Source organism: Terrabacter sp. Ter38 (genome assembly GCF_024519435.1).
Taxonomy (GTDB): domain Bacteria; phylum Actinomycetota; class Actinomycetes; order Actinomycetales; family Dermatophilaceae; genus Terrabacter.
In genome coordinates, this window is the sequence record NZ_JALJRZ010000012.1 from 24,594 (window position 1) to 50,007 (window position 25,414).

Here is a 25,414-nt window from a genome sequence, read left to right on the forward strand (position 1 = left end):
AGCCGACGTCAGCCGATCGCTGCCGTCTGTGCCGAGTAGACGGACTTCGTGAGGTAGCCGGACCTCGCGCCGGTGACGCGGACCTTGACGAAGGCTCCCTTGTCCGTCGTCGTGAGCCTGTACGTCTTCGCCGTGGCTCCCGAGATCGCCGTGCCCGAGCGGTACCACTGGTAGGCCAGGGTGACCGGCGCCGGCCAGCACGACAGGCCCGGTGGCGGACACCCGGAGTGATGCACCGTCGAGGTAGGCGCTCATCCGCAGCGTGATGCGCTGGCCGACCATGGCGCTCGTCAGGGCCAACGGGGACAGGCCGCCCCACATGGTGTCCTGCGGCACGCCTCCCACGACCTAGGTGTATCCCGGCGACCAGCCTCCGGCCGGGGTGATGGCGCCGTGCGTGGCGTTGAGCGACGTACCTGCGACCCCGGAGCCCGTGATCGTCAACGGGCTCGCCCAGGTGCCCGGGTCGACCGTGAGGGTGCTGCCGACGGTGGGGGTGCCGCTGACGAAGGGCTCACGGGCCGTGAGGCCCTTGCCGGCGACGGGCAGCACGATCGTCAGGTCGCGTCGCCGCGTCTCGGTCGTCACGGTGAACGGGGTGGCCGCGAAGGGAGGCCTCCGACCAGTGCGGTCGGAGGCCTCCTGCGGCGCTCGGGTCGGGCGCTCAGATCTCCTGCAGCACCGCGCCGCGAAGGGTGTCGAGCCCGACGCCGCCGATGTCGAGGGCGCGGCGGTGGAAGGCCTTGAGGTCGAACGCGTCGCCTTCGCGCTGCTTGACCTCGTCGCGCAGCTGCAGCCACAGGCGCTCGCCGATCTTGTAGCTGGGCGCCTGGCCCGGCCAGCCGAGGTAGCGGTTCAGCTCGAAGCGGAGGACCTTCTCGTCCATGAAGCCGTAGCGGGTCAGGTAGGTCCATGCCTTGTCGTAGTCCCACGCGCCGCCGCCGACCTCCTCCGGGGCGTCGAACCCGCAGTGCACGCCGATGTCGATGACGACGCGCGCGGCCCGAAGCGACTGTCCCGCAAGCCAGCCCATCCGGTTGCCGGGGTCGTCCATGTAGCCGAGCTCGGCCATGAGCCGCTCGGCGTAGAGAGCCCAGCCCTCACCGTGCCCGGACGTCCACGCCTCGAGCCGCCGCCACTTGTTGAGCAGCTCGGAGCGGTAGACGGTCTGCGCGACCTGCAGGTGGTGGCCCGGGACGCCCTCGTGGTAGACGGTCGTCAGCTCGTTCCACGTCCGGAACTCGGTGTTGCCCTTGGGGACCGACCACCACATGCGGCCGGGCCGGCTGAAGTCGTCGGACGGGCCGGTGTAGTAGATGCCACCGGTCTGCGTCGGGGCGATCATGCACTCGATGCGCTGGACCGGCTCGGGGATGTCGAAGTGGACCTCCTTGAGGTCGGCGATGACCTCGTCGGCGCGCTCCTGCATCCAGGCTTTGAGCGCGTCCGTGCCGTGCAGGGCGTAGCGGTCGTCGGCGTCGAGGATCTCGACCCCTCGCTGCACGCTCGCCCCGGCCTCGAGGCCCTCGGCGATCTCGCTCATCTGGGCGTGCAGGCTCGCCACCTCCTGCTGGCCCCAGCGGTAGGTCTCCTCGAGGTCGACCGCGGCACCGAGGAAGTAGCGCGACTCGAGCCGGTAGCGCTCGATGCCGCAGGCGTCGGCCTCGGGGGCGTGTGGCAGCAGCTCCCGCTCCAGCCAGTCGGCGATGTCCGCGTATGCCGCCGCGGCCACCTTCGCGCCCTCGGCGAGCTGGTCCCTGACCTCGCCCGCGAGCGGCGCGTCACCCACGGTCGCGTCGGCCACGACCTTGGCGAAGTAGCCGTCGTCGGCCACGAGGTCGCGGGACTGGTCGGCGCAGGCCTCGACCTGGCGGCGCGGAGAGACCTGTCCGCGCTCGCGCGCGAGGAGCAGCGACTCCTTGTACCCCTCGAGCGCGGCCGGGATCTTCGTCAGGCGCACGGCGAAGGTGCGCCAGTGGTCCTCGGTGTCCTGCGGCATGAGGTCGAAGACGTCGCGGACCGCCTGGAGCGGGGACGCGAGGACGTTGAGGGACATCTCGTCGAGCCCGGCGGCAAACCGGTCCTCCGAGAGCCGGAGACGCTCGGTCATGGCGTCGACGGTGACACGGTCGACGTCGTCGGTCGGGCTCGCGGCCGCGAGCTGGGCGAGGGTGGCCCGGCGCAGCTCGGAAGCCGCAGCGTTGCCGCCAGGGGAGAGGTCGTCGAGCTCCTCCTCGGCGCCGGGGACGCCGAGGAAGGTTGCGTTGATGGGGCTGAGGGCGACGGACGCGTCGAAGTAGGTCTCCGCGATGCGGTCGACGTCGGTCTGGGGTCGCGCGGTCTGGGTGTTGGCGGTCACTCGGCGAACGTAATCCAGCCCGCGGTCCCGTGCCAGTGCATTGTGGGCGCCTGGCTCGTGCCCAGGGCCGTGGCTCAGCCGTCGCCGTCGGACGAGCCGCCCTTGGCATCGCCCGACACGACGAGCACGACGATCCCGTCGGTGGTCCGGGTGCCTGCCGTCGGCCAGGTCGCGAGGACCTGACCGCTGTCGCCGTCGGACGGGACGGTGACCCGCGTGACGCGGACGTCCTTGCCGTCGACGGACTTCTCCGCGTCCTTGGCGCTCGTGCCGACGAGACCGTCGGGAACGACGAAGGAGGAGTTGATCCGCTCAGGGGCGTGTCCGCGGCTGACGACGAGGGCGACGGTCTGCCCCTTCGTCATGGGCTGGCCCTCGGCGGGGTAGCTGCCCATGACCGCACCGTCGGGCTGCGTCGAGCGCACGAGCACCCAGCGCACGTCGACGCCGAGCCCGATCAGCTCGTTGACCGCGGCGTCGCGCTGCTGGCCGACGAGGCCGCCGGGGACGGTGCTGCCGTCGGACGGTGGGGCGGTCGTGGACGGGGCGGGCGTCGGCTTCTGGGACGTCGCCGATGGGCGCGTGCCACGAGCGGCGGTCGTGGGCGCGTCCGAACCCGACAGCAGGATGTAGCCGAGGATCCCCACGAGCGCCACGACGGCGACGAGGAGCACCCAGACGACCGGGCTCGGGCCGGGGCGACGGCGGCTCACCGCGCTCGAGCGCCGGGTCGTGACCGGCGCGTGCGGGACCGGCGGGGTCGAGCCGGTCACCTCGGCGTACGCCGGGGGGCACCGGGTGGACGACGGTGCGCTCGCCGCTCGACGGCAGCCCGACGGTCGGCATCATCGCGGTGCTGGCCGCCGTGCTGTCGGAGCCGAGGTCGAGCACCGAGGTGGCCTCCCCGGCCGGCAGGGCACGCGTGGCGGCGTCGGCGCGCATCTCGTGACCGACCAGCGCGGCAGCCATGGCGTCGGCATCGGCGTAGCGATCGGCCGGCGACTTGGCCGTGGCGCGGACGACGACCTCGTCGAGGTTCGCAGGGAGGTCGGCGACGCGCGAGCTGGGCAGCGGTACGGGCTCGTCGAGGTGGCGCATCGCGATCGCGACGGGGGTGTCGCCCTCGAAGGGCACGGAGCCGGTCAACATCTGGAAGAGCAGGATGCCGAGCGAGTAGAGATCGGACGACGGCGTCGTGGCCTCACCCCGGGCCTGCTCGGGCGCGACGTAGGCGGCCGTCCCCATCACGGTCCCGGTGTCGGTGAGCGACGCCTGCCCGCGGGCCCGGGCGATGCCGAAGTCGGTCACCTTCACCGTGCCGTCGGAACGGACGATGACGTTGCCGGGCTTGACGTCCCGGTGGACGACACCGGCGCGGTGGGCGGCGCCGAGCGCTGCGCACACCTGCTCGGCGATGCGGACGGCGTCGCCGGGGGTGAGTCGGCCGTGCTCCCTGATCACCTGGGCGAGGTCTTGGCCCTCGGCATACTCCATGACGATGAAGTGGGAGTCGCCGTCGACGCCGTAGTCGTAGACCTGGGCGATGTTCGGGTGGGAGAGGGCGGCTGCCGTCAGGGCCTCACGGCGGAAGCGCTCGACGAAGTCGGGGGAGTCGGCGAACCCCGCGGCGAGCACCTTGACGGCGACGAGTCGGCCCAGGCGGTCGTCGGTCGCGAGGTGCACCTCACCCATGCCGCCGACGGCGATGCGCTCACGCAGGGAGTAGCGCTCGGCGATCCGGACGGTGGGGCTCGACTCAACAGACATGGGCAACGAGCGTAGGGCAGCAGGCCGGGTCCCGGCCAACCGACGGGCCTCGCGTCAGCGCGGCAGACCGGTGCGGCGCCACCCACCGTGGCGTGCCGAAGGCCCGACGAGCCGCCACGACGGGTCGGACCACGCCGAGCGGGCGTGCTCGGGTGCCGGCTCGTCCCCGCCGAGGGCGGACAGCACGGCGACGAGCGCCGCGACCTGCTCGGGAGTGGGGTGACCCGAGATGCGGAGCATGGGCGGGACGTCGGCGGCCTCGGGGGCCTCGGGGGCCTCGGGGGCCTCGGGGGCCTCGGGATCGGTCACAGTGGGATGTTCCCGTGCTTCTTGGGCGGGAGCGTCTCGCGCTTGTTCTGCAGGGCCCGGAGGGCGCGCGTGACGTTCATCCGCGTGTTGGAGGGGCTGATGACGGTGTCGATGTAGCCGCGCTCGGCCGCGACGTACGGGTTGGCGAGCGTCTCCTCGTAGTGGGTGATGAGCTCCTGGCGCTGGGCGTCGACGTCGCCGCCCTGCTCCGCGGTCGCCTTGAGCTCCTTGCGGTAGAGGATGTTGACGGCGCCCTGGGCGCCCATGACGGCGATCTGCCCGGTGGGCCATGCGAGGTTGATGTCGGCGCCGAGGTGCTTGGAGCCCATGACGTCGTAGGCGCCGCCGTAGGCCTTGCGGGTGATGACGGTGATCTTGGGGACGGTGGCCTCGGCGTAGGCGTAGATGAGCTTCGCGCCGCGGCGGATGATGCCGTCCCACTCCTGGCTCGTGCCGGGCAGGAAGCCGGGGACGTCGACGAGCGTGAGGACCGGGACGTTGAAGCAGTCGCAGGTGCGGACGAAGCGTGCGGCCTTCTCGGACGCGTCGATGTCGAGGCACCCGGCGAACTGGAGCGGCTGGTTGGCCACGATGCCGACCGACATGCCGTCGATGCGGGCGAAGCCGGTGAGGATGTTCGGCGCGAAGAGGGGCTGGACCTCGAGGAACTCGCCGTCGTCGACGAGGTGCTCGATCACCTGCTTCATGTCGTAGGGGACGTTGGGCGAGTCCGGGATGCACGTGTCGAGCCAGCGGTCGTCGTCGGTGACCGAGAGGTCGGCCTCGCCGTCGCCGTAGGAGGGCGGGGTCTCGAGGTTGTTGCTCGGCAGGTAGGACAGGAGCGCCTTGACGTAGTCGATGGCGTCCTGCTCGTCGGTGCCCATGTAGTGCGCGACGCCCGACTTGCTGTTGTGCGTCAGCGCCCCGCCGAGCTCCTCGAAGCCGACGTCCTCCCCGGTCACGGTCTTGATGACGTCGGGGCCGGTGATGAACATGTGGCTGGTCTGGTCGACCATGACGGTGAAGTCGGTGATCGCGGGGGAGTAGACGGCACCACCGGCGCAGGGGCCCATGACGAGGGAGATCTGCGGGATGACGCCCGACGCTCGGACGTTGCGGAAGAAGATCTCGCCGTAGAGGCCGAGCGAGACGACCCCTTCCTGGATGCGGGCGCCGCCGGAGTCGTTGAGGCCGATGACGGGGCAGCCGATCTTCATCGCGAAGTCCATGACCTTGACGATCTTCTCGCCGAAGACCTCGCCGAGGGATCCGCCGAAGACGGTGAAGTCCTGGGCGAAGACCGCCACCTGGCGGCCGTCGACCATGCCGTAGCCGGTGACGACGCCGTCGCCGTAGGGCCGGTTCTGGTCCTGGCCGAAGTTGTTGCTGCGGTGCCGGGCGTACTTGTCGAGCTCGATGAACGTCCCCTCGTCGAGGAGCATCTCGATGCGCTCGCGCGCGGTCTTCTTGCCGCGCGCGTGCTGCTTCTCGACCGCCCGCTCGGAGCCGGCGTTGGCGACCTCGGCGACGCGCCGCTTGAGATCGGCGAGCTTGCCGGCGGTGGTCGTGAGGTCGGGCCCTGGGGCCGTCTCCGCCTGTGGTGTGGCGCTCTCCGGCGACGTGCTGGTCGACTGTTCTGCGACGGCGTGATCGGTGGCCATGCTCGGCACTCTAGCCTTGTGGACGTGCGCGATTCGCTCGACATCGAGACTGTGAGTGCGGCCTTGGTCACGTCCGGACGGCCGTGGCGCGGGGTGGAGTTCCACCCGGCCCTGGGGTCGACGAACACCCGGCTGCGCGAGCTGCTGACCGGCACGGCGGAGCAGCCCGACGCGGCTGGGTCGACCGGGCCGTATGCCGCAGGGCCGTATGCCGCCGGGCGCCGCGACGACGACGCCGGACTCTGGTGGGTCGTCCTCACCGACCACCAGACCGGTGGGCGCGGCCGTCTCGGCCGGGCCTGGACGGTGCCCGACCGGGCCTCGCTCGCCGTCAGCGTCGCAGTGCCGGTCGCCGACCCCACCCAGGCGGGCTGGATGCCACTGCTCGCCGGACTGGCGCTGTCGCGAGCGGTGCGCCGAGTGACCGAGGCCACGGGCGCCGCGCTGACGGCCCGGCTCAAGTGGCCCAACGACGTGCTCCTCGCCGAGGACGGCGACCGCAAGCTGAGCGGCATCCTCTGCGAGCTCGTCACCGTGGGCTCCGTTCAGGCGGTCGTCGTGGGGACCGGCGTCAACATCGACCAGACCCGGGAGGAGCTGCCCGTCGACACGGCCACGTCGCTGGCGCTCGCCGGCGCCCGGGTGCGCCGGGAGGAGCTCCTCGTCGCCTACCTCGACGAGCTCAGGGCCGTGCTGACCGGAGCCGGAGTCGGCGCCGACGCCTTGGATGGGTCCGGCGCAGCGGAGGTGCGGACGGCATACCGCGAGGCCTGCTCGACCATCGGGCTCACGGTCCGGGTGCACCTGCCGACGGGGGTCGCGGTCGAGGGAACCGCTGTCGGCGTCGACGACGACGGCGCGCTCGTCGTGCGCACCGACCACGGCGTGCGGACCTTCGCGGCAGGTGACGTCGTCCACGTCCGGCCCGCGGCTGGCGGACTGGCATGATCGGGCCATGACCGAGCCGGGCCCCCAAGGCACCCAGGGCGCCGAGGACGCCGAGGACGCCGAGGGCACCCAGGGCACCCAGGGCACCCAGGGCCCCGAGACCGTCGGGCGGGTCAGCGAGGACTACACGGAGCGGCTGCTCGGGCGTCCGCTCGAGCTGCGTCGCCGCGAGGTGAGCCGCGGCGCCGAGGTCTCCCTGCTGTCGGCACGCAAGTTCTGGCACGCGCTGGGCTTTCCCGTCGTCGACACCGACGACGAGCTGTTCACCGAGGCCGACCAGAAGGCGCTCGCCGCTGTCGCCGGCATCGTCCGGGACGGGCTGCTCGACGAGCCGACGGCGCTCTCGATGACCCGCGCCTTCGCCCGCTCGGCCGACCGCCTCGCAGGCTGGCAGTCGCAGCTCATCGCCGAGGCCGTCGAGAACCACATGAGTGCGGTCCTCGCCGACGAGGCCGACGACGACGAGCACGAGTCCCGCTCGGTGCCGAGCATCGAGACCGCCACCGAGACGGCAAAGCGCCTTGCCGTGCTCACCGACCGCCTCGAGCCACTCCTCGTCTACGCGTGGCGCCGGCACCTGTCGGCCACCGTCGCGCGCATGCTCGCCGACGCCGACCCCGAGTCCTACGGCATGACGAAGATGCGCTCGGTGGGCTTCGCCGACCTCGTCAACTTCACGGCACTCGTCCGGCGGATGTCCGAGCGCGACCTCGCCCGGCTCGTGTCCCGCTTCGAGGCGCTCTCGGCCGACGTCATCACCGCGCACGGCGGCCGGCTCATCAAGACGGTCGGTGACGAGGTGCTCTTCACGACGATGGGCGCCGCACCCGCAGCGGCCATCGCGCTCGACCTCGTCGAGACGATGACCGACGACGACGTGCTGCCCGACGTGCGCTGCGGGATGGCGCGCGGACCGATCATCTCCCGCCTCGGCGACGTCTTCGGCACCACGGTCAACCGGGCGTCGCGCCTGACCGCCGTGGCCCAGGCCGGGAGCGTCCTCGTCGACGCGACGATGGCGCGCGAGCTCGCGAGTCTCTCGGGCTTCGAGCTGACCGGCCAGCGCCGACGCATCCTGCGCGGTGTCGGCCCCGTGACCCCATCGCTGCTGCGTCGCGCGACGTCCGCCGGCCGCCGCTCCGTCTCGGGCGAGCCGCTCCCCGACACCACCCACCGAGCCACGTCGCGCACCGACGCGTGACCCCCGAAGGAGTCCTTCGTATGCCGTCAACGCCGACCGCCGCCGACGCCACCGCCAGCGCGGGGCCGGACGAGCCCACCCTGGTGCGCGTCGAGCGCTTCGAGGACCCGGAGCTCGCGCACGTCGTCGAGATCGTCCTCGACCGTCCCGAGGCGATGAACGCCGTGTCGACGGCGATGGCCCGTGCCATCACGGCGGCCACGGCCCGGGTCGCGGCGGACGAGTCGGTGCGCTGCGTCGTGCTGACCTCGAGCCACGCGAAGGCGTTCTGCGTCGGCGCCGACCTCAAGGAGCGCAACGGCTTCTCGGACGCAGAGCTCATGGAGCAGCGCCCCCTCGCCCGGGCGGCCTACACCGGCGTCCTCGACTTGCCGGTGCCGGCCATCGCCGCCGTCGACGGCTTCGCGCTCGGGGGTGGCTTCGAGCTGGCGCTCTCGTGCGACCTCGTGGTGGCGGGAGAGGGCGCCGTCGTCGGCCTGCCGGAGGTGAGCGTCGGGGTCATCCCGGGCGGTGGCGGCACGCAGCTGCTCGTGCGCCGGGTCGGGTGGTCGCGGGCGGCCAGGGCCATCTTCACGGCCGCGCGGCTGCCGGCCCGCGAGGCCCTCGAGCTCGGCGCCGTCGACGAGGTCGTCGCTGCCGGCACGGCCCGTGACCGAGCCCTGGAGCTGGCCCGGACGATCGCGGCGAACTCGCCCGTCGGGCTGCGGAACGCCAAGCGAGCCATGCGCCTCGGCTCCGACGTGGGTCTCGAGGCGGGCCTGGAGATCGAGGACGGCTGCTGGCGCGCGACGGCCTTCTCCGGCGACCGGCGCGAGGGTGTGGCCGCCTTTGCGGAGAAGCGGCGCCCCGTCTGGCCCGGTCGCTGAGGCCCCATCCGCCGTGTCGCCGGGGGGTCAGGGTGCACATCGGGCCGTTGTCGATAGGCTCACGACGGTCGGTGCACCCCCGGGCCGGCAGATCCTGAGGACGGTGACATGACCCGAGTGCTCCTGGCGGAGGACGACCCAGCCATCTCCGAACCGTTGGCGCGTGCGCTGCGGCGAGAGGGCTACGACGTCGACGTGCGCGAGGACGGTGTCGCTGCGCTCGACGGTGCCAAGGAGAACCCCGACCTCGTGCTGCTCGATCTCGGTCTGCCGAAGATCGACGGGCTCGAGGTGTGTCGCCGCATCCGGGCCGAGGGCCGCGCCATCCCCGTCCTCATCCTCACGGCCCGCGCCGACGAGGTCGACACGGTCGTGGGGCTCGACGCCGGTGCCGACGACTACGTCACCAAGCCCTTCCGACTCGCCGAGCTGCTCGCCCGGGTGCGGGCCCTGCTGCGGCGCACCCCCACCGAGGTCGTCGCGTCGGGTGAGCTGGTTCGCATCGACTCCGACGGCCGTCGCGCCTGGTTCAAGGGCGAGGAGCTGCAGCTCACGGCCAAGGAGTTCGACCTGCTGCGGGTGCTCGTGCGCGAGCAGGGCAAGGTCGTCTCGCGCGAGCAGCTGATGCGCGAGATCTGGGACACCGCGTGGTTCGGGTCGACGAAGACCCTCGACATGCACATCTCGGTGCTGCGCCGGAAGCTCGGCGACGACGCGACGTCCCCGCAGTACATCGCCACCGTCCGTGGCGTCGGCTTCCGCTTCGAGCGTCCCCAGGTCGACTGACCGTGCGCCGAGTGCTCGACCGGATGGCGCTCGTCGTGGCCGTCGTGTGCGCCGGGCTCGTCGTGCTCCTCTCGACGGCGGTCGTCGCCTGGGCGGTGACGCAGCAACCCGGCACCGTCACCGCGTGGATCTCCTCCGACCCGTCCGTCGGGATCGCCCGGTTCGGTGCCATCATGCTCGGGATCGGCGCGCTGAGCAGTGGCGCGGCCTACCTCGCCACCCTGGGCACCCGGGCGCACGTCGAGCAGTCCTCGCAGGAGCTCGTCCACCTCGCCAGCCGCTTCGCGGCGGGGGAGGCGCGCCTGACACCGGTGCACTCGGACATCGACGAGATCGACCACGTGTCGGGCGTCATGACCCGTCGGGCCCACGACATGACGAAGTCGCTCGCGGCCGAGCGCGACTTCGCCGCGGACGCCTCGCACCAGCTGCGCACTCCGCTCACGGCCCTGCTCATGCGCCTCGAGGAGATCTCCGAGACCGACGACGCCGAGGTCGTCAAGGAGGAGGCGACGATCGCGATCGCCCAGGTCGAGCGGCTGACCCGTGTCGTCGATGACCTGCTCGGCCGCACCCGCGGCTCCGGTGGGCCGTCGCCGGCCGTGTCGCTCGACTCCGTCATCGCCGCCCTCCAGCGCGAGTGGCAGCCCGCCTTCGAGCAGGCGCGCCGCTCGGTGCGGGTCCGTGGCGAGCGCGGCCTCTTCGTCCGGTCGACGCCGGTCGCGCTCTCGCAGGTGCTCTCGACGCTGCTCGAGAACTCCCTCGTGCACGGACGGGGCACCGTCGACGTGCACGCGCGTCGCTCGGGCCCGTCGGTCATCGTCGAGGTCAGTGACCAGGGCGACGGCGTGCCGGCCGCCATGGCCCCGCACATCTTCGAGCGCTCGGTCAGCAGCGGAGCCGGCGGCAGCACCGGGCTGGGGCTGGCGCTCGCCCGCGACCTCGCGGAGTCCAACGGCGGTCGCCTCGACCTCGTCCAGGCCCAGCCGGCGCGTTTCGCGCTGTTCCTCTCCGAGGCCGAGACCGACTGAACGCTGACGGGACCCTCTGGCTGCCGGGGTAGGGTGCCCCGGTGAGGCGCCTGCATGAGTTCCTGTTCGTGCGCCACCGGCACAACTGGCTGCTGCTGCTCCGGTTCGCGGCCGTTGGCGTCTCAGGTGTGCTCATCAACCTCCTCACCCTCGTCGTCGTCAAGAAGCTCGGGCCGGGCTTCAACCAGGCGATCGTCGGCGTCCCCGGCACGGAGTTCAACGTCCGCTGGTACCACGTCTACTCGACCATCGCCTTCCTCGTCGCGAACCTCTGGAACTTCCAGCTCAACCGCACGTGGACCTTCCGCACCAGCAAGCACGCGCGCTGGTGGCACGAGTACTGGCCGTTCCTGGCCGTGGGCCTGCTCGGTCAGGTCATCGGCCTCGTGCTGCTGACGCTCCTCATGCATCTCGACTCGCCGATCCACCTCTCGCCGACGGTCTTCGACGACTCCACGGGCTTCCGCACCCGGCTCTACTGGGCGCAGCTCATCGTCATCGCCGTCGTCACCCCCATCTCGTTCGTGCTCAACAAGCTGTGGACCTTCGCGGCCGTACGCACCCACCACCCCGACCTCGCCGACCCCAGCCACGTCGAGGCCGTGCTCTCCGACGAGGGGGACGAGACCGTCGCGTCGAGCAACGCGGACCCACGCGCCGGAGCGGTGCCGGGGCGCCACGACCCGCTCCGCTGACGGCGACTACGCTTGGGCGTCGTGACCCAGCCGAAGCGCGCCCCCGGAGGATTCCCCGTCGTCGGTGTCGTCGGCGGCGGACAGCTCGCCCGCATGATGCAGGGCCCCGCCGTCGAGCTGGGCGTCCAGCTGTCGGTGCTCGCCGAGAGCGACACCGCGGCAGCGGCCCTCGTCGTGCCGAGCTCACCCGTGGGCGAGCACACCGACCTCGAGACGGTCCGCGCCTTCGCGCAGCACTGCGACGTCGTCACCTTCGACCACGAGCACGTGCCGCCTGCCGTGCTCGAGGCGCTCGAGGCCGACGGGGTGGCCATCCACCCCACCCGCGCCGCCCTCAACTTCGCCCAGGACAAGCTCGCGATGCGCGAGCGCCTCAGCGCGCTCGGGATCGCGTGCCCTCGATGGGCGCGTGCACGCTCCGCCGACGAGGTCACCGCCTTCGGTGACGACGTCGGCTGGCCGATCGTCGCGAAGACCCCCCGGGGCGGCTACGACGGCAAGGGCGTGGTGGTCGCCTCCTCGGCCGACGACCTCGGGGAGTGGATCTCCCGCATCGGCGAGCCCGGCCCGCTCGAGCACGGCCTGCTCCTCGAGGAGAAGGTCGACTTCGTGCGGGAGCTGGCCGTCCTCATCGCCCGCAGCCCGTCCGGCCAGGCCGCGGCGTGGCCCGTCGTCGAGACGGTCCAGACCGACGGCATCTGCACGGAGGTGCTCGCGCCCGCCCCGGAGCTCGACGCGGACCTCGCCTCGGTGGCCACCGAGGCCGCGCTGCGGATCGCCGGCGAGCTCGGGGTCACCGGCGTGCTCGCCGTCGAGATGTTCGAGGTGCGCCCCGGCACGGGCGGCGCTTCGGCCTACGTCGTCAACGAGCTGGCGATGCGTCCGCACAACAGCGGTCACTGGTCGATGGACGGAGCCGTCACCGGACAGTTCGAGCAGCACCTGCGTGCCGTGCTCGACCTGCCGCTCGGCGACCCGCGCCCCCGGGCGCCGTGGACCGTCATGGCCAACGTCCTCGGCGGCGACTACGAGCACCTCTACCCCGCGTACCGCCACATCATGGCCCGCGACCCCGGCGCCAAGGTGCACGTCTACGGCAAGGGCGTGCGGCCGGGCCGCAAGATCGGGCACGTCAACGTCAGTGGCGCCGAGCTGGACGATGCGCGCGAGCGCGCCGGTCACGCGGCCGACTACCTCAGAGGAGTGATCACCGAATGACCGAGAGCACCGCGCCCGTCGTCGGCATCGTCATGGGCAGCGACAGCGACTGGCCCGTCATGCGCGAGGCAGCCCGTGCGCTCGAGGAGTTCGGGATCCCCTACGAGGCCGACGTCGTGTCGGCCCACCGGATGCCCGACGAGATGATCGCCTACGGCCAGAACGCCGCCCGGCGCGGCCTGCGCGTCGTCGTCGCCGGCGCCGGGGGAGCCGCCCACCTGCCCGGGATGCTCGCGTCGGTGACGCCGCTCCCGGTCGTCGGGGTGCCCGTGCCGCTCAAGTACCTCGACGGCATGGACTCGCTGCTCTCGATCGTCCAGATGCCGGCCGGCGTGCCGGTCGCGACCGTGTCGATCGGTGGCGCGCGCAACGCCGGGCTGCTGGCGGCGCGGATCGTCGGCACCGGGTCCGACGACCTCGCCGCCGACGTCCGCGAGCGCATGGTCGCCTTCCAGGCCGACCTGCGCGACCAGGCGCACGCCAAGGGGGCATCGCTGCGCGAGCAGGTCGCCCGCGGCCTCACCGACTGAGCCGGAGCCGCTCCCCGCGGGCGACCGGGGACCATGCTGTCGGCCTCCGCCCTCGGTCAGTCCGGCAGAGCGAGGAAGCCGCGCACGGCTGCCGTGAACGCGACGGGCTGGCGGGCGTGGACGAGGTGCCCGGCGTCGATGCGCAGGAGGCGGCCGTCGGCGACGGTCTCAGCCATCTCCGCGACGTGCTCGGCCGGCATGGGACTGCTCGGGCCACCCCAGACGACGAGCGTCGGGGCGGTGACACCGGCGACGACCTGCGGCCACGCCGGGTCCGGCTCGTCGATCTGCGCGCGCACCTGGAGGACCGCCTCCCAGTCGAAGGCCAGGTCGCCGTCGGGGCGCTCCGGCGGTCGGGGGTCGCGAGGGTGGGGGACGGGCACGTCCTCGAGGACGAGGCGCCGGACGAGGCCGGGGCGACGGCTCGCGAGGAGACAGGCGACGAGGCCTCCCAGCGAGTGGGCGACGACGTCGACCGGACGGCCCTGCTCGGCCGCCAGGGAGTCGGCCACCACGACGAGGTCCTCCGCCAGCTCACCCAGCGCATAGCTGCCGGGCCGCGGGCTCTCGCCGTGCCCGCGCAGGTCGACGGCGACGACGAGCCGGTCGACGGAGAGTCCGGCCGCCACCTCGGCCCAGTCCGCCGACGTGTCTCCCGTGGCGTGCACGAGCAGGACGCAGGGCAGCCCGCTCGGGACGCCCCAACGCTGCTCGTGGAGGACGACCGCCGCCATCGTGGCGTCAGTCGGTGACGGCCGACGCGCCGTCCCCCGGCTGGATGCGGGGGTACTCGATCTTGGGACAGGTGTCCATGACGACCGAGAGCCCGGCCGCCTCCGCGCGAGCAGCGGCCTCCTCGTCGATGACCCCGAGCTGCAGCCACAACGCCTCGATGCCGAGCCGCTCTCGCTCGGCGATCGCCTCGTCGACGACCTGTCCCACGTGGCCGCTGTTGACGAAGCAGTCGACGACCTTGACAACGGTGCCGTCGGGGATGTCGGCCAGCGTCGCGTGGCCGACCGCGCCGTGCACGGTCGCGGCGCTCGGGTGCACCGGCACGAGGCGGATGCCGAGCTCGCGCTGGAGCCACAGGGACACGCGGTAGGCCGTGCGGTCGGGGTTGTCACCGAGACCGACGACGGCCCACGTGGCCGGGGTGTGGAGCAGGTCCCGGATGACGTCGGGGTCGTTGCGGTGCTGACTCATTCCGTCATCTTCACACGTCGGCGTGCCGGGACCGCGCCCCGACGGCGTCCGGCCGACCGTGGTTGGATGGCTGGATGCGATTCGGAATGTTCGTTCCCCAGGGCTGGCGTATGGACCTCGTCGGCATCGAGCCCGCCCAGCAGTGGGAAGCCATGGTCAACCTCGCCAAGCACGCCGACGACGGAGACGTCTTCGAGTCCATCTGGGTCTACGACCACTTCCACACCGTGCCGCAGCCCTCGGGCGAGGCGACGCACGAGGCGTGGTCGCTCATGGCGGCCTTCGGTGCCGCCACGAGCCGGGTGCGGCTCGGGCAGATGTGCACGTGCATGACCTACCGCAACCCCGCCTACCTCGCCAAGGTCGCGGCGACCGTCGACGTCATCTCCGGCGGTCGCACCGAGATGGGCATCGGCGCCGGTTGGTACGAGCACGAGTGGCGCGCCTACGGCTACGGCTTCCCCAAAGCCGGCGACCGCCTCGGCGCCCTCCGCGAAGGCGTCCAGGTCTTCCGCGACATGTGGACGACGGGGTCGGCGACGGTCGACGGGACGTACTACCAGGTCGACGGCGCCCTCTGCGCGCCCCGTCCCCTGCAGGGCACGAGCCACCCGGGCAGCGCCCTCAACGGCATCCCCATGTGGATCGCCGGCGGGGGCGAGAAGGTGACGCTGAAGATCGCCGCGGAGTACGCCGACTACACGAACTTCGACGGCAGCCCCGAGGGCTTCGACCACAAGAGCGCGATCCTCAAGGGTCACTGCGACGACCGCGGCCGCGACTTCGGCGAGATCGTGCGCTCGTCCAACTACAACGTCGTCATCGGCGAGACCGACGCCGACGTCGAGGACCGCCTCCAGTTCTACGGCGAGCTGCTCCGCAAGGGCGGCGTGGCCGACGACAAGGCCGCGGGTGCCGTCGAGGACCTCCGCAAGCAGCCCGCGGTGGGCACGCCCGACAAGATCGTCACGACGCTCAAGGACATGGAGGCCCGCGGGATGACGTATGCCATCACGTACTTCGCGGAGGCCGCCTACGACCGCTCGGGCATCGAGCTCTTCGAGCAGACCGTCGCTCCCGAGCTGACGGCCTGACGCGCCTGCTCCGAGGCCGCCGTTCGAGATGATGCCGGCACCCACGTGGGTGCCGGCATCACCTCGAACCGGGTCGGTGCCGTGGCCTACCAGGCGGTCCAGCCGCCGTCGACGGCGACGACCTGGCCGGTGACGTAGGCGGACGCGTCCGAGGCGAGCCACGTGACGACGCCGCGGAAGTCGTCCTCGGTGCCCATCCGGCCCAGCGGCGTGAGCCGCTCGTAGCGCTCGACGAACGCCTCGTCCTGACCGCGCGCGATGCCCCCGGGCGCAAAGGCGTTGACCCGCACGTCGGGCGCGAGCACCGTCGAGAGGTAGCGGGTCAGCTGGGCCATGCCTCCCTTGCTCGCCGCGTAGGCGGCGGGGTTGCCCATCCGGGTGCCCTCGTAGAGACCCATGTTGGGCCCGACGAGACCGTAGATGCTCGACACGTTGACGACGCTCCCGTGACCCGAGGCACGCAGGAGCGGCGCGAGCTGCCGGGTCAGCGAGAAGGGCGCCGTGAGGTTGAGGGCCAGCGCCATCGCGAATGCGTCGTCGGTCTGCTCCTCGAAGGGGACGGCATACCCGGGGACGCCGGAAGTGCCGGTGAACGCGGCGTTGTTGACGAGGACGTCGCAGGCGCCGAGGTCGCGGACGACGTCGACGACACGCGAGATCCCTTGTGAGTCAAGTAGGTTGGCACCGAGGGGGACGTGGTCGCTGCCGGGCAAGGCGTCGGCGGCAGCCGCGCAGCTCTCCCCATCGAGGTCGACGACGACGATGCGGGCGCCCGCCGTCGCCAGGGCGTCGGCGAGCACGCGGCCGAGCGGTCCCGCGCCCCCGGTCACGACCGCCGTGCGTCCGGTCAGCGACGTCGTGGGCGTGGTCGTCATCGTGCTTCCTCCGTCTGGGCGATGGGGGCGGCGACGTCGAGCCACGGCAGCGTGATGAGGCCGGCGCCGATGAGGGCCTCGATGAGCCGGAACTCGTACTCGTCGTCGATGGAGAAGGCCTGGGCCTCGGGGATCTCGAGCCCTTCGTGCGTGCCTTCGTCGAACCACGAGCTCTCGAGGCGACGCACGAAGTCGGCCCGCCAGAGGTAGAAGTTGCCGTTGATCCGCAGGAACCGGCCGACGTCCTGCCGTCGGGTGACGCCCGTGCCTGCCTCGAAGTAGCGGGAGAGTGCGCCGTCGCGGGATCCGTCAGGGCGCACGCCGACCCACACCGGGTTGAAGGTGGGCTCGGAGACGCTGATGACGCCGTCGAGGGCGGGCGTCGTGGCGAGGCGTCGGACGGCCTCGGCCAGCTGGGACGGCACTCGTGCGGGACTCGTCGGGTCGAGGAGGAGCACCGCGTCGTAGGAGGCGCCCTCGTCGCGCTCGACCCACTCGAGGGCATGACGCACGACGGGAGCCATGGGGGTGTCGTCGGCCGCGAGGTCGACGGGGCGCAGGAACGGGGCCTCGCCACCGTGGGCGCGCACGACGTCGGCGATCTCGGCCGAGTCGGTGGTCACGACGCAGCGGGTGACCTCGGCCGTGAGGCCCGCGGCACGGATGCTGTGGGCGATGAGGGGCACGCCCCACATCGGACGGATGTTCTTGCCGGGCAGACCTTTCGAGCCGCCACGTGCCGGGATGACCGCGAGGACGCGGGGCGGGGTGTTGGTCACGAGCCGTCCTCGGGGTCGGGGGCCTGCGAGGCCAGGGCTCTGGCCTCGTCGCAGAGGCGGACGGCGTCGATGCCGTCGACCAGGGTGGCCGGCGCCCCCCGGGCGATCCGCTGTGCCGCGGGGGACCACGGCTTGAGCCCGAGGGCCGCGCGCGCCTGGGTGCCCATGACGATGTCGCGGTCCAGGTCGTGCTCGAAGACCTGCTCGCTCACCTCGCCGTCGGAGGTCGTGTGACGAACCATCGCGCGCGTGACGTCCCACTCGAGGATGCCGTCCGGGCTGTGGATGACGACTCCCCGCGATGTCGGGCGGGTGACGTAGTCGAGGCGCGCCGTCACGGTGAAGCGGTCGCGCGTCGTCCAGAGCAGCGTGGCGGCCTGCTCCGCCTCGATGTCGAGCGGACCGCTCGTCTCGAGGCGCCCGCCGACGAGGTGGGGGCGGCCGAAGAGCACGCCGGCATAGTCGATCTCGTGGACCATGTCGCGCAGCACACCACCCTCGTCGCGGCGGGCCGAGTAGGACTCGCGGTAGTCGCGGTCGGGCCGCCAGTCCGGCAGCCACGACTGCGAGCGCACGTGGGCCGAGGCCGGTCCGTCGATGCGACCGACGAGACGGCGCAGGTGGCGGAACGCCTCGTGCGCCCGGAGTGGCGCGGCGACCCAGATGTCCTGGGTCCGCGGGTGGGAGCGCAGCACGGTCGCGTCGTCCGCCGTCCCGGCGACGGGCTTCTCGACGAGGACCGACGCCGCACCGGCGTCGAGCGCCACGACGGTGTCGCTGACGTGTCGGGCCGTGTCGGTGGCGATGACGACGAGAGCACCCTGCAGGGTGGCCGGCCCCGTCGTGTCGTCGAGGAGGCGCGCGCCGGTGACGTCGTCGACGGCGCCCGCGCCGAGCTTTCGGTCGCGGACCGGCCAGAGCGCGACGTCCGCGCCCTCCTGCCGGAAGACGCGCGCGTGCCGCTGCCCGATGGAGCCGGAGCCGCGCACGACCACGGGCATCGACGACGGAGACGGGCTGGGCACACCTGCAGGCTAGAGGACGGCGCCCCGCACCGCGCAGGTCGCCGGGCTCAGGGGCGGGCGGTTGAGCGGTGCCCCGGTGCCGCACCGGTACCTTCGAGCCTGTGACGAGCACGCCCGAGGACACCGCGCCCACCGCCGACCGCGCGGGCGGCTCGCTCGGGGCGCACTCGGTCGTCTACCTCGTCGGCACGGCGCTGCAGGGCCTCGGCGTCCTCCTCGTCCTGCCCTTCGCCACCCGGGTGCTCGGCGTCGTCGAGTTCGGTCGCGTGGCGACAGGCCTCGTCGTCGTGCAGATGGTCGGCACCATCGCCGCCGCCGGACTGCCACAGGTCGTGCTCCGCGAGCACCACCGCGGCGCCGAGGGCCCGCGGGTCGCGCGCGCTCTCGCCGGGACGATGGTGCTGCTGGCCCTCGGGCTCGGCGTCGTCGGGCTCGCGCTGGCCCTGCTCCTCTCGGCCACCGGGCACGCGGACCTCCGACAGTGGGTGCCGCTCGTCATCGCCGCGGTGGCCCTGACGACGGTCGTGGCCGGCCAGACGCTGATGCGAGCGCGGCTCCAGCCCTGGGGCTTCCTCGCCCTCGCCGTGCTCGCGACCGTCGGCGCACAGCTCGCGGGACTGCTCGCGGCGCGGGGCGAGCCGACCGCGGGGACGTACCTCACGGCATACGCCGGCGTCGTCGTGCTGGCCGCCTTCGTCGCCCTCGTCCTCGGCCGTCCGTTGCCGCCCACCGTCGAGCGCGAGCGGGTCCGGGCAGGCATCCGCCTGGCCACGCCCCTGCTGCCGCAGGCGGCCGCGATGCTCGGCCTGCTCTCCGGCGACGTGCTGCTGGCCCGGGTCCTCGTCGGCGAGGCCGGCGCCGGCAGCTACCAGGTGGCGCTGCAGCTCGGGAACATGCCGTTCGTCCTCGCCGTCGCCCTCTTCAACGCGTGGGGACCGCTCGTGCTCTCGCACCCCATCGAGCGCCGCTGGGCGTGGACGGCCCGCACGGGCACGGCCCTGACGACCGTCGTCGCGGCGGGCGCGGCCGGCGTGGCGCTGCTCGGGCCGTGGCTCGTCGCCGTCATGGCCGACCCCGGCTTCGACCACGTCGCCATGGTCGGCGCGCTCGGGGTCATCTGCACCGTGTCGGTGTCGTACATGCTCTACCAGGGCTCGTCGCTGGCCGTGCTCGACGCGGAGCGCACCGGCCGCCTCGCGTGGGCCGCGCTCGTCGCGCTCGCGGTCGTCGTCCTCGTCGCGCTCTGGCTCGCGCCGCGCTCAGGCGCGACGGGAGGGGTCGTCGGCGTCGCCATCGCCAAGGCCGTGGGCTACGTCGTGCTCATGGCGCTGACGACGTGGTTCGCGCGGACCCACTCGCCGATGCGCTGGCCGCCGCGGGTGGCCGTGGTGGCGCTCGCCGGTGTCGCCCTCGCCCTCGTGGGGGCGGTGCTGCCGCTGGACGGGCCGGCTGCCTGGGTGCGGGTCGCGCTCGCAGCCCTCGTCGGGGCGGGCGCCCTGGCCGTCGCGCCGCGAATCCTGCGCACGCTGCGCGGATAGGATGAGGCGCCCGCCCGGCTCACCTCGATCCGGCACGCACCGACACGCACCGACACGCAGGAGAGACGCTTTCGTGGTGACACCGCTCGTCCACATGGGGTTGGGCTACGACGACCTCCTCGTCCCGGCCCTCGTGCACGCGGGCTTCGAGACGAAGGACCTCATCCTCGTCGTCCGCACGGACGCCAACCTCGCGTGGGTGCGCCGGCACGCGCCGCGTGCCACGACCGTCCGGCTGCCGTATGCCGCCGCGCGCAAGGCCAATGTCGTCAGTGGCCTCGCGCCCCACGCCGCCCTCAAGCGGGCCTGTGCCGGGGTCGGCCTCGACCCCCTCGACCTGCTCGTGTCCGAGCGGGCGCTGCGCCGCAACCGCGTCGACACGGCGATGAACTTCCTCAACCTCGCCGCCGAGGAGCTCGAGGCCGCCATCGAGGGGCGCGGTCCGGTGCTGGCGCTCGTCGAGTTCACCGTGACCTCCGAGCTGCTCACCGCGGGCCTCGTGACCCACCACGGCGGCCTCGCAACGTGGCCACGCGGCATACGCCTCCCGTCCGACCGATTCGGCCTCATCGGGGCGCCCAAGGGGATCACCCTGTGGGAGCGGCAGGTCGAGGACCCGTCGGCCCTCGCCGCCGGTCAGGCCTTCATCGACACGTGGCGTGCCGAGCACGGCCGGCCGATGGGCTTCGCGCGCAACCTCAAGGTCGAGACCGGCCAGGAGATCTGGCGGCTCGCGAGCGACCGCATCAAGGAGTTCGCCGTCGACCGCGGCGCGAACCTCCAGCTGCCCCGGCCCTCGGACTACGCCCGGCTCCCGTGGCTCAACCCCGTCAAGGCCCGGCTCAACCTGCGCGAGTACCAGGACCGTCGCTGGGACCCGGTGCCGGAGAAGTTCGTCTTCGTGCCGCTGCAGGTGCAGCCCGAGTCGAGCGCCGACGTCATGGGCCAGGAGTGGCGCGACCAGGCCTACACCGCCCGCGTGCTCGCCGACGCGCTCGCGCCGCTCGACATCGGGGTCGCCGTCAAGGAGCACGCGCACTTCATGTGGCGTCGCGACCCGGACTACTGGCCCCAGTTCGACGCCCATCCCAACATCGCGACGATCGACCCCTTCGCCGACTCGCGCGACCTGATGAAGCAGGCGGTCTTCACCGTCACCGCGACTGGCACGGTCGGCCTCGAGGCCGGCCTCCTCGGCCTGCCCGTCGTCACCGGAGCCGAGATGCCGTGGAGCGGCCTGGGCAACGTCGCGCGGCTCGACTCGCCCGACGACCTGACGCAGTTCGTCGCCGAGCGCGGCTGGGAGTCGCTGCGCGCCGACCAGGCCTCGATCGACGAGTGGTTCGTCCACGACTACGTGCGCAACTCGTGGGAGGGCCTCGTGCTCGACCCGCCGCGGGTGCCCGCCGTGCTCGAGCCCGACAACATCCGCAAGGTCGGCGGCGCGCTCGGCGAGGCTGCGGCCGCGCTCGGCCACCGGAGCGGGCCCACGTGACGGGCGACGGCACGGGCTGGGTGGTCCTCGGCGCGGGCGGCCATGCGCGCTCGGTCGTCGACGTCCTGGAGCGCGCCGGCCACACCGTCGCGGCGGTCTCGGGCGTCGTCCCGGCAGGCGAGTCCTGGCACGTCGACGTGCTCGTCGACGACCGGGAGGCCTTCGAGCTGCTCGCGGCGCAGGGACTCCACGCGGTCGTCGCCGTCGGCGCCAACCCGGTCCGAGCCCGTCTCGTGCGCGAGCTCGTGGCCCGCGGGCTCTCGGTGCCGCCGGTCATCGCCGCCACCGCGACGGTCTCTGCCCGCAGCGTCCTCGGGGCCGGCTCGGTCGTGCTCGAGCACGCGCACGTCGGACCGTCCAGCACCCTCGGCGAGGCCGTCGTCGTCAACACCGCGGCCGTCGTGGAGCACGACTGCACCGTCGGCGCCGGCTCCCACGTCGCGCCCGGCGCCGTGCTCCTCGGTGCCGCGTCCATCGGCGAGCTGACCCTCGTCGGCAGCGGCGCACGCATCCTTCCCGGCGTCACGGTCGGGTCAGGTGTCACCGTCGGCGCCGGCGCCGTGGTCACGACGCCCGTCGTCGACGGCGAGACCGTCGTCGGAGTCCCCGCAGCCACGCGCCCCCCCGGAGGCACCGCATGAGCGACCACCTGAACGCCGTCCACCCGGTCGCCATCGGCGACGTGGAGGTCCCGACCCCCGGTGACGTCTACGTCATCGCGGAGGCCGGGGTCAACCACAACGGCGACATCGAGCTGGCCCACCGCCTCGTCGACATCGCGGTCGCGTCCGGTGCGGATGCCGTGAAGTTCCAGACGTTCTCGCCCGACAAGCTCGTCTCGTCGGCGGCCGCGACGACGCCCTACCAGCGTGACCGCGGGGGAAGCGCGGACCAGCGCAGCCTGCTCGAGGCCCTGACCCTGCCCAAGGAGGCGTGGGTCGAGCTGCGCGACCACGCCACCGAGGCGGGGACGACCTTCCTCTCGACGCCCTTCGACCTCGACAGCGCCGAGATGCTCGTCGAGCTGGGGCTGCCCGCGCTCAAGGTCAGCTCCGGAGAGCTGACGAACCTGCCCTACCTGCGCGAGATGTCCCGACTCGGGGTCGTCCTGCTCGTCTCGACGGGCATGGGCACCCAGGACGAGGTCGAGGCGGCCGTCGAGGCCTGCGCCGACGCGCCGGGCCTCGTGCTCTTCCACTGCGTCTCGGCCTACCCGGCGCCCGTCGAGGAGTGCAACCTGCGGGTCATCCCGCGCCTGACCGAGCTGCACGGCATACCCGTGGGGTGGTCGGACCACACGCCCGGCCTCACGACGGCGCTCGGCGCCGTGGCGCTCGGGGCGCCGATCCTCGAGAAGCACTTCACGAGCGACCGCAGCCTCCCCGGCCCCGACCACCTCGCCAGCCTCGAGCCGGACGCCCTCACCGACTACGTCGCGACGACGAAGCAGCTCGCGCTGGCGCTCGGCGACGGCGTCAAGGTGCGCATGCCGTCGGAGGAGGAGAACGCCGTCCTCGTCCGACGGTCGTGGCACGCGGCGCACGCGATGCCGGCCGGCACGGAGCTCGCGGGCACCGACCTGCAGCTGCTGCGACCCGAGGGCGGCGTCAGCCCCGCCATCGACATCCGCGGCCGCGTCCTGGCCCGCGCCGTCGAGGCCGGCGCGCCCGTCACCGACGCCGACCTCGTCGGCTGACCCCGTGGCCCCCACGCACACGGTCGCCGTCTTCGTCGGGACCCGCGCCGACCTCGGACCGCTCTCGGCGGTGCTCGAGGCCCTGCAGTCGGCGGACGACGTGACCCTGCGGGTCCTGACCGGGGTGATGTATGCCGCCGACGACCTCGTCGCGGCCCTGCCGACGACGGCCCCTCGAGAGGCCTGGCGGAAGGTCGTCGTGCCGCTGGCCGAGCCGATGACCGCTGTGACGGTCGACGCGCAGCTCGAGCAGGGTGCGCTGCTCGCGCGCGCCTGCGGCCGTGCGCTGAAGGACGAGCACGTCGACGTCCTCGTCGTGCTCGGCGACCGCTGGGAGCTGCTCTACGTCGTGCCGCCCGCCGTCCTGCTCGGGGTCCCCGTCGTGCACCTGCACGGGGGAGAGGTGACCGAGGGGGCACTCGACGAACGGGTCCGCCACGCCGTCACGAAGCTCGCCGACCAGCACTGCGTCGCGTCCGAGGACGCCGCGGTCCGGGTGCGCCAGCTCGGCGAGCCGGCTGACCGTGTCCACGTGACCGGTGCCCCGGGTCTCGACCGCCTGGCGACCGCGTCGCCGATCCCGGACGCCGACCTCGGCGAGCTGCTCGGCACGACCGTCGAGCGACCGCTCGCGGTCTTGACGTACCACCCGCCGACCGCCCAGCCCGGCGCCCCCGTCGGGCAGTGGGCGCGCGAGGCGGCGGAGGCCGCGCTCGCCACGTGCGGCACCGTCGTCGCCACCCACCCGGGCATGGACGAGGGTCGCGACGAGATCCTCACGGCGCTGACCGGCCTCGCGGCACGCGAGCCCCGCCTCCGGCTCGTCGCCGCGCTCGGCCGCGACTACCCGCGCGTCCTCGCGGCCGCCGACGTCGTCGTCGGCAACTCGAGCTCGGGCGTCATCGAGGCGGCGACCCTGCACGTGCCGGCCGTGGACATCGGCGAGCGTCAGCGCGGTCGACTGCGGGGCGACAACGTGGTCCACGCGGCCGAGGGGCGCGAGGCCGTCGAGGCGGCGCTCCGCACCGCGCTCAGCCCCCGCTGGCGCGAGCACGCGGCGCACGTCGCCAACCCCTACGGCACGGGTACGGCCAGCGCCGCCATCCTCGATATCGTTCGGACAGCGGCGCTCGCCCCGCGGGCCAAGCACTTCGTGGAACTGCCCCCCGCACCGGTGGTGGGCCGGTCACGCGCCCGCCGCCCGAACGAGGAGGAAGAGGAGTGACAGCGCGAGACCTGCGCGCGGCGTGCGCGCCGACCACCGCGACGATCCGCGACGCCCTCGAGGTCGTGGACCGCAGCGGCAACCTCGTGTGCCTGCTCGTCGACGACGAGAACCACCTCGCCGGCCTGCTCACCGACGGCGACCTGCGCCGAGCGTTCCTCAAGGGCACGAGCCTCGACGACGCCGCTCTCGACCACGCCACGCGGACGCCGCACTTCGTCGCCGCCGGGTCACCGCGGGCGCTCGTCCTCGACCTCATGCAGGCCCTGCGCATCTCTGCCGTGCCCGAGCTCGCCGGCGACCGCACCCTCGTCGGCCTGCACACCCTGTCGGACGTCGTCGGGTCGGCACCGTTGCCCAACGTCGCCGTCGTCATGGCGGGTGGTCGCGGCACGCGCCTCGGCGACCTGACGAAGGACACCCCGAAGCCGCTCATGACCGTCGCGGGCCGCTCGATCCTCGAGTGGATCGTCCTCGGTCTCGTCGGTGACGGCATCCGCGAGATCTACGTCAGCGTCAACTACCTCGCCGAGCAGATCGAGGAGCACCTCGGGGACGGCTCCCGTCTCGGGTGCACCGTGCGCTACCTCCGGGAGGACCCGGAGCGACCCCTCGGCACCGCGGGCTCCCTGACGCTGCTCCGCGACGAGCGACCCGACCTCGAGCACGCTGTGCTCGTCATGAACGGCGACCTCATGGTCGAGTTCGACGCGAGCGACCTGCTCGACGCCCACCGGCGGACGGGGGCCGCGGTCACCGTCGCGACCCGCACCTACCAGCACGAGGTGCCGTTCGGCGTCGTCGAGAGCACCGACGGGCGCGTCACGGGCGTCTCGGAGAAGCCGACGCTGAGCTTCGACATCAACGCCGCCGTGTATGCCGTCGAGCCGCGGGCGCTCGCCTGGCTGCCGGCCGGGCGCGCCAGCACGATGCCGGGCCTCGTCGAGACGTGTCTCGAGCGCGACGAGCCGGTGACGGCATGGCCGATCCAGAGCGACTGGATCGACGTCGGCACCCCGAAGGACCTGGCTCGGGCGAAGGGCGAGACGTGAGCGCCCGCGCGAGCGACGACGTGACCGCCACGGTCGTCGTTGACGTGGCAGACGGCAT

At 72.9% G+C, this 25,414-nt stretch carries 27 protein-coding genes and 2 pseudogenes; 16 read left to right on the forward strand and 13 right to left on the reverse strand.

What is annotated here, in order from left to right; translation table 11 throughout:
- Window positions 1–8: 8 nt before the first annotated feature.
- The 5 genes and pseudogenes from NR112_RS19755 to NR112_RS23225 all read right to left on the reverse strand — a co-directional run.
- Window positions 9–236 carry a hypothetical protein gene (locus NR112_RS19755; RefSeq protein WP_256796002.1) on the reverse strand — a complete coding sequence of 76 codons (228 nt, stop codon included), beginning with the start codon at window positions 234–236 and terminating at the stop codon, window positions 9–11.
- 112 nt (window positions 237–348) lie between these two features.
- A complete protein-coding gene (locus NR112_RS19760; RefSeq protein ID WP_256796003.1) occupies window positions 349–588 on the reverse strand; it encodes a hypothetical protein in 240 nt (79 codons plus the stop codon).
- 76 nt (window positions 589–664) lie between these two features.
- On the reverse strand, window positions 665–2,359 hold the full coding sequence (locus tag NR112_RS19765) for a DUF885 domain-containing protein (RefSeq protein ID WP_256796004.1): 1,695 nt from the start codon (window positions 2,357–2,359) through the stop codon (window positions 665–667).
- Between the two features lie 74 nt (window positions 2,360–2,433).
- Window positions 2,434–2,724 carry a PASTA domain-containing protein gene (locus NR112_RS19770; protein ID WP_256796005.1) on the reverse strand — a complete coding sequence of 97 codons (291 nt, stop codon included), beginning with the start codon at window positions 2,722–2,724 and terminating at the stop codon, window positions 2,434–2,436.
- Window positions 2,725–2,748: 24 nt separating this feature from the next.
- Window positions 2,749–3,132, reverse strand: a pseudogene (locus tag NR112_RS23225) (hypothetical protein); the annotation flags it as partial.
- 35 nt (window positions 3,133–3,167) lie between these two features.
- Here NR112_RS23225 and NR112_RS23230 point away from each other — a divergent pair.
- Window positions 3,168–3,308, forward strand: a complete 141-nt coding sequence (locus NR112_RS23230; protein ID WP_374513269.1) for a hypothetical protein — start codon at window positions 3,168–3,170, stop codon at window positions 3,306–3,308.
- Between the two features lie 47 nt (window positions 3,309–3,355).
- Here NR112_RS23230 and NR112_RS23235 read toward each other — a convergent pair.
- From NR112_RS23235 to NR112_RS19785, 3 genes and pseudogenes are all read right to left on the reverse strand, one after another.
- Window positions 3,356–4,126: pseudogene (locus NR112_RS23235) on the reverse strand (protein kinase); the annotation flags it as partial.
- Between the two features lie 54 nt (window positions 4,127–4,180).
- The gene (locus NR112_RS19780; RefSeq protein WP_256796007.1) at window positions 4,181–4,435 is read right to left on the reverse strand and encodes an acyl-CoA carboxylase subunit epsilon; all 255 of its coding nucleotides are present in this window, start codon (window positions 4,433–4,435) and stop codon (window positions 4,181–4,183) included.
- On the reverse strand, window positions 4,432–6,096 hold the full coding sequence (locus tag NR112_RS19785) for an acyl-CoA carboxylase subunit beta (RefSeq protein ID WP_256796008.1): 1,665 nt from the start codon (window positions 6,094–6,096) through the stop codon (window positions 4,432–4,434). The genes NR112_RS19780 and NR112_RS19785 overlap by 4 nt, the downstream gene beginning before the upstream one ends.
- A 24-nt stretch (window positions 6,097–6,120) precedes the next feature.
- Between NR112_RS19785 and NR112_RS19790 the strand changes: the two genes are divergently transcribed.
- The 8 genes from NR112_RS19790 (at window position 6,121) to purE (ending at window position 13,371) form a co-directional block, all read left to right on the forward strand.
- Window positions 6,121–7,044 (forward strand): biotin--[acetyl-CoA-carboxylase] ligase, encoded by a 924-nt coding sequence (locus NR112_RS19790; RefSeq protein WP_256796009.1) that lies wholly within the window; start codon window positions 6,121–6,123, stop codon window positions 7,042–7,044.
- A gap of 7 nt (window positions 7,045–7,051) precedes the next feature.
- Window positions 7,052–8,245 (forward strand): adenylate/guanylate cyclase domain-containing protein, encoded by a 1,194-nt coding sequence (locus NR112_RS19795; protein WP_256796010.1) that lies wholly within the window; start codon window positions 7,052–7,054, stop codon window positions 8,243–8,245.
- A 20-nt stretch (window positions 8,246–8,265) separates the two neighbouring features.
- Complete coding sequence (locus NR112_RS19800; RefSeq protein ID WP_256796011.1) at window positions 8,266–9,111, forward strand: enoyl-CoA hydratase/isomerase family protein; 846 nt, start codon at window positions 8,266–8,268, stop codon at window positions 9,109–9,111.
- 108 nt (window positions 9,112–9,219) lie between these two features.
- Complete coding sequence (locus tag NR112_RS19805) at window positions 9,220–9,897, forward strand: response regulator transcription factor (protein ID WP_020145846.1); 678 nt, start codon at window positions 9,220–9,222, stop codon at window positions 9,895–9,897.
- Between the two features lie 2 nt (window positions 9,898–9,899).
- Complete coding sequence (locus NR112_RS19810) at window positions 9,900–10,928, forward strand: HAMP domain-containing sensor histidine kinase (RefSeq protein WP_256796012.1); 1,029 nt, start codon at window positions 9,900–9,902, stop codon at window positions 10,926–10,928.
- A gap of 41 nt (window positions 10,929–10,969) precedes the next feature.
- Window positions 10,970–11,623 carry a GtrA family protein gene (locus NR112_RS19815; RefSeq protein WP_256796013.1) on the forward strand — a complete coding sequence of 218 codons (654 nt, stop codon included), beginning with the start codon at window positions 10,970–10,972 and terminating at the stop codon, window positions 11,621–11,623.
- A gap of 21 nt (window positions 11,624–11,644) precedes the next feature.
- On the forward strand, window positions 11,645–12,841 hold the full coding sequence (locus NR112_RS19820; protein WP_256796014.1) for a 5-(carboxyamino)imidazole ribonucleotide synthase: 1,197 nt from the start codon (window positions 11,645–11,647) through the stop codon (window positions 12,839–12,841).
- Window positions 12,838–13,371 (forward strand): 5-(carboxyamino)imidazole ribonucleotide mutase, encoded by a 534-nt coding sequence (purE, locus tag NR112_RS19825; protein WP_256796015.1) that lies wholly within the window; start codon window positions 12,838–12,840, stop codon window positions 13,369–13,371. The genes NR112_RS19820 and purE overlap by 4 nt, the downstream gene beginning before the upstream one ends.
- 56 nt (window positions 13,372–13,427) lie before the next feature.
- Here the strand turns inward: purE and NR112_RS19830 are convergent, their stop codons facing one another.
- Window positions 13,428–14,105 carry an alpha/beta fold hydrolase gene (locus NR112_RS19830; protein WP_256796016.1) on the reverse strand — a complete coding sequence of 226 codons (678 nt, stop codon included), beginning with the start codon at window positions 14,103–14,105 and terminating at the stop codon, window positions 13,428–13,430.
- A 7-nt stretch (window positions 14,106–14,112) separates the two neighbouring features.
- A complete protein-coding gene (locus tag NR112_RS19835) occupies window positions 14,113–14,577 on the reverse strand; it encodes a CoA-binding protein (RefSeq protein ID WP_256796017.1) in 465 nt (154 codons plus the stop codon).
- A gap of 74 nt (window positions 14,578–14,651) precedes the next feature.
- Here NR112_RS19835 and NR112_RS19840 point away from each other — a divergent pair, with 74 nt between their 5' ends.
- Window positions 14,652–15,671 carry an LLM class F420-dependent oxidoreductase gene (locus NR112_RS19840; RefSeq protein ID WP_256796018.1) on the forward strand — a complete coding sequence of 340 codons (1,020 nt, stop codon included), beginning with the start codon at window positions 14,652–14,654 and terminating at the stop codon, window positions 15,669–15,671.
- Between the two features lie 86 nt (window positions 15,672–15,757).
- On the opposite strand, the gene NR112_RS19845 is transcribed toward NR112_RS19840, so the two are convergent.
- Genes NR112_RS19845 through NR112_RS19855 form a run of 3 tightly spaced genes read right to left on the reverse strand, consistent with a single transcriptional unit; the run spans window position 15,758 to window position 18,350 of the window.
- Window positions 15,758–16,546, reverse strand: a complete 789-nt coding sequence (locus tag NR112_RS19845; protein WP_256796019.1) for an SDR family oxidoreductase — start codon at window positions 16,544–16,546, stop codon at window positions 15,758–15,760.
- A complete protein-coding gene (locus NR112_RS19850) occupies window positions 16,543–17,325 on the reverse strand; it encodes an acylneuraminate cytidylyltransferase family protein (protein WP_256796020.1) in 783 nt (260 codons plus the stop codon). The genes NR112_RS19845 and NR112_RS19850 overlap by 4 nt, the downstream gene beginning before the upstream one ends.
- On the reverse strand, window positions 17,322–18,350 hold the full coding sequence (locus tag NR112_RS19855) for a Gfo/Idh/MocA family oxidoreductase (protein WP_256796021.1): 1,029 nt from the start codon (window positions 18,348–18,350) through the stop codon (window positions 17,322–17,324). The genes NR112_RS19850 and NR112_RS19855 overlap by 4 nt, the downstream gene beginning before the upstream one ends.
- A gap of 101 nt (window positions 18,351–18,451) precedes the next feature.
- On the opposite strand from NR112_RS19855, the gene NR112_RS19860 reads away from it, so the two are divergent.
- The 6 genes from NR112_RS19860 (at window position 18,452) to NR112_RS19885 (ending at window position 25,356) form a co-directional block, all read left to right on the forward strand.
- Complete coding sequence (locus NR112_RS19860) at window positions 18,452–19,888, forward strand: oligosaccharide flippase family protein (protein WP_256796022.1); 1,437 nt, start codon at window positions 18,452–18,454, stop codon at window positions 19,886–19,888.
- A 76-nt stretch (window positions 19,889–19,964) separates the two neighbouring features.
- Window positions 19,965–21,383, forward strand: coding sequence for a hypothetical protein (locus NR112_RS19865; RefSeq protein WP_256796023.1), 1,419 nt, complete (start codon window positions 19,965–19,967; stop codon window positions 21,381–21,383).
- Entirely contained in the window at window positions 21,380–22,024 is a 645-nt protein-coding gene (locus NR112_RS19870; RefSeq protein WP_256796024.1) for a NeuD/PglB/VioB family sugar acetyltransferase, read from the forward strand. Before NR112_RS19865 ends, NR112_RS19870 begins: the two co-directional genes overlap by 4 nt.
- Window positions 22,021–23,079 carry an N-acetylneuraminate synthase family protein gene (locus NR112_RS19875; RefSeq protein ID WP_256796025.1) on the forward strand — a complete coding sequence of 353 codons (1,059 nt, stop codon included), beginning with the start codon at window positions 22,021–22,023 and terminating at the stop codon, window positions 23,077–23,079. Before NR112_RS19870 ends, NR112_RS19875 begins: the two co-directional genes overlap by 4 nt.
- 4 nt (window positions 23,080–23,083) lie before the next feature.
- Entirely contained in the window at window positions 23,084–24,304 is a 1,221-nt protein-coding gene (gene neuC / locus NR112_RS19880; protein WP_256796026.1) for a UDP-N-acetylglucosamine 2-epimerase, read from the forward strand.
- Window positions 24,301–25,356 carry a nucleotidyltransferase family protein gene (locus tag NR112_RS19885; RefSeq protein WP_256796027.1) on the forward strand — a complete coding sequence of 352 codons (1,056 nt, stop codon included), beginning with the start codon at window positions 24,301–24,303 and terminating at the stop codon, window positions 25,354–25,356. Before neuC ends, NR112_RS19885 begins: the two co-directional genes overlap by 4 nt.
- Window positions 25,357–25,414: the final 58 nt, after the last annotated feature.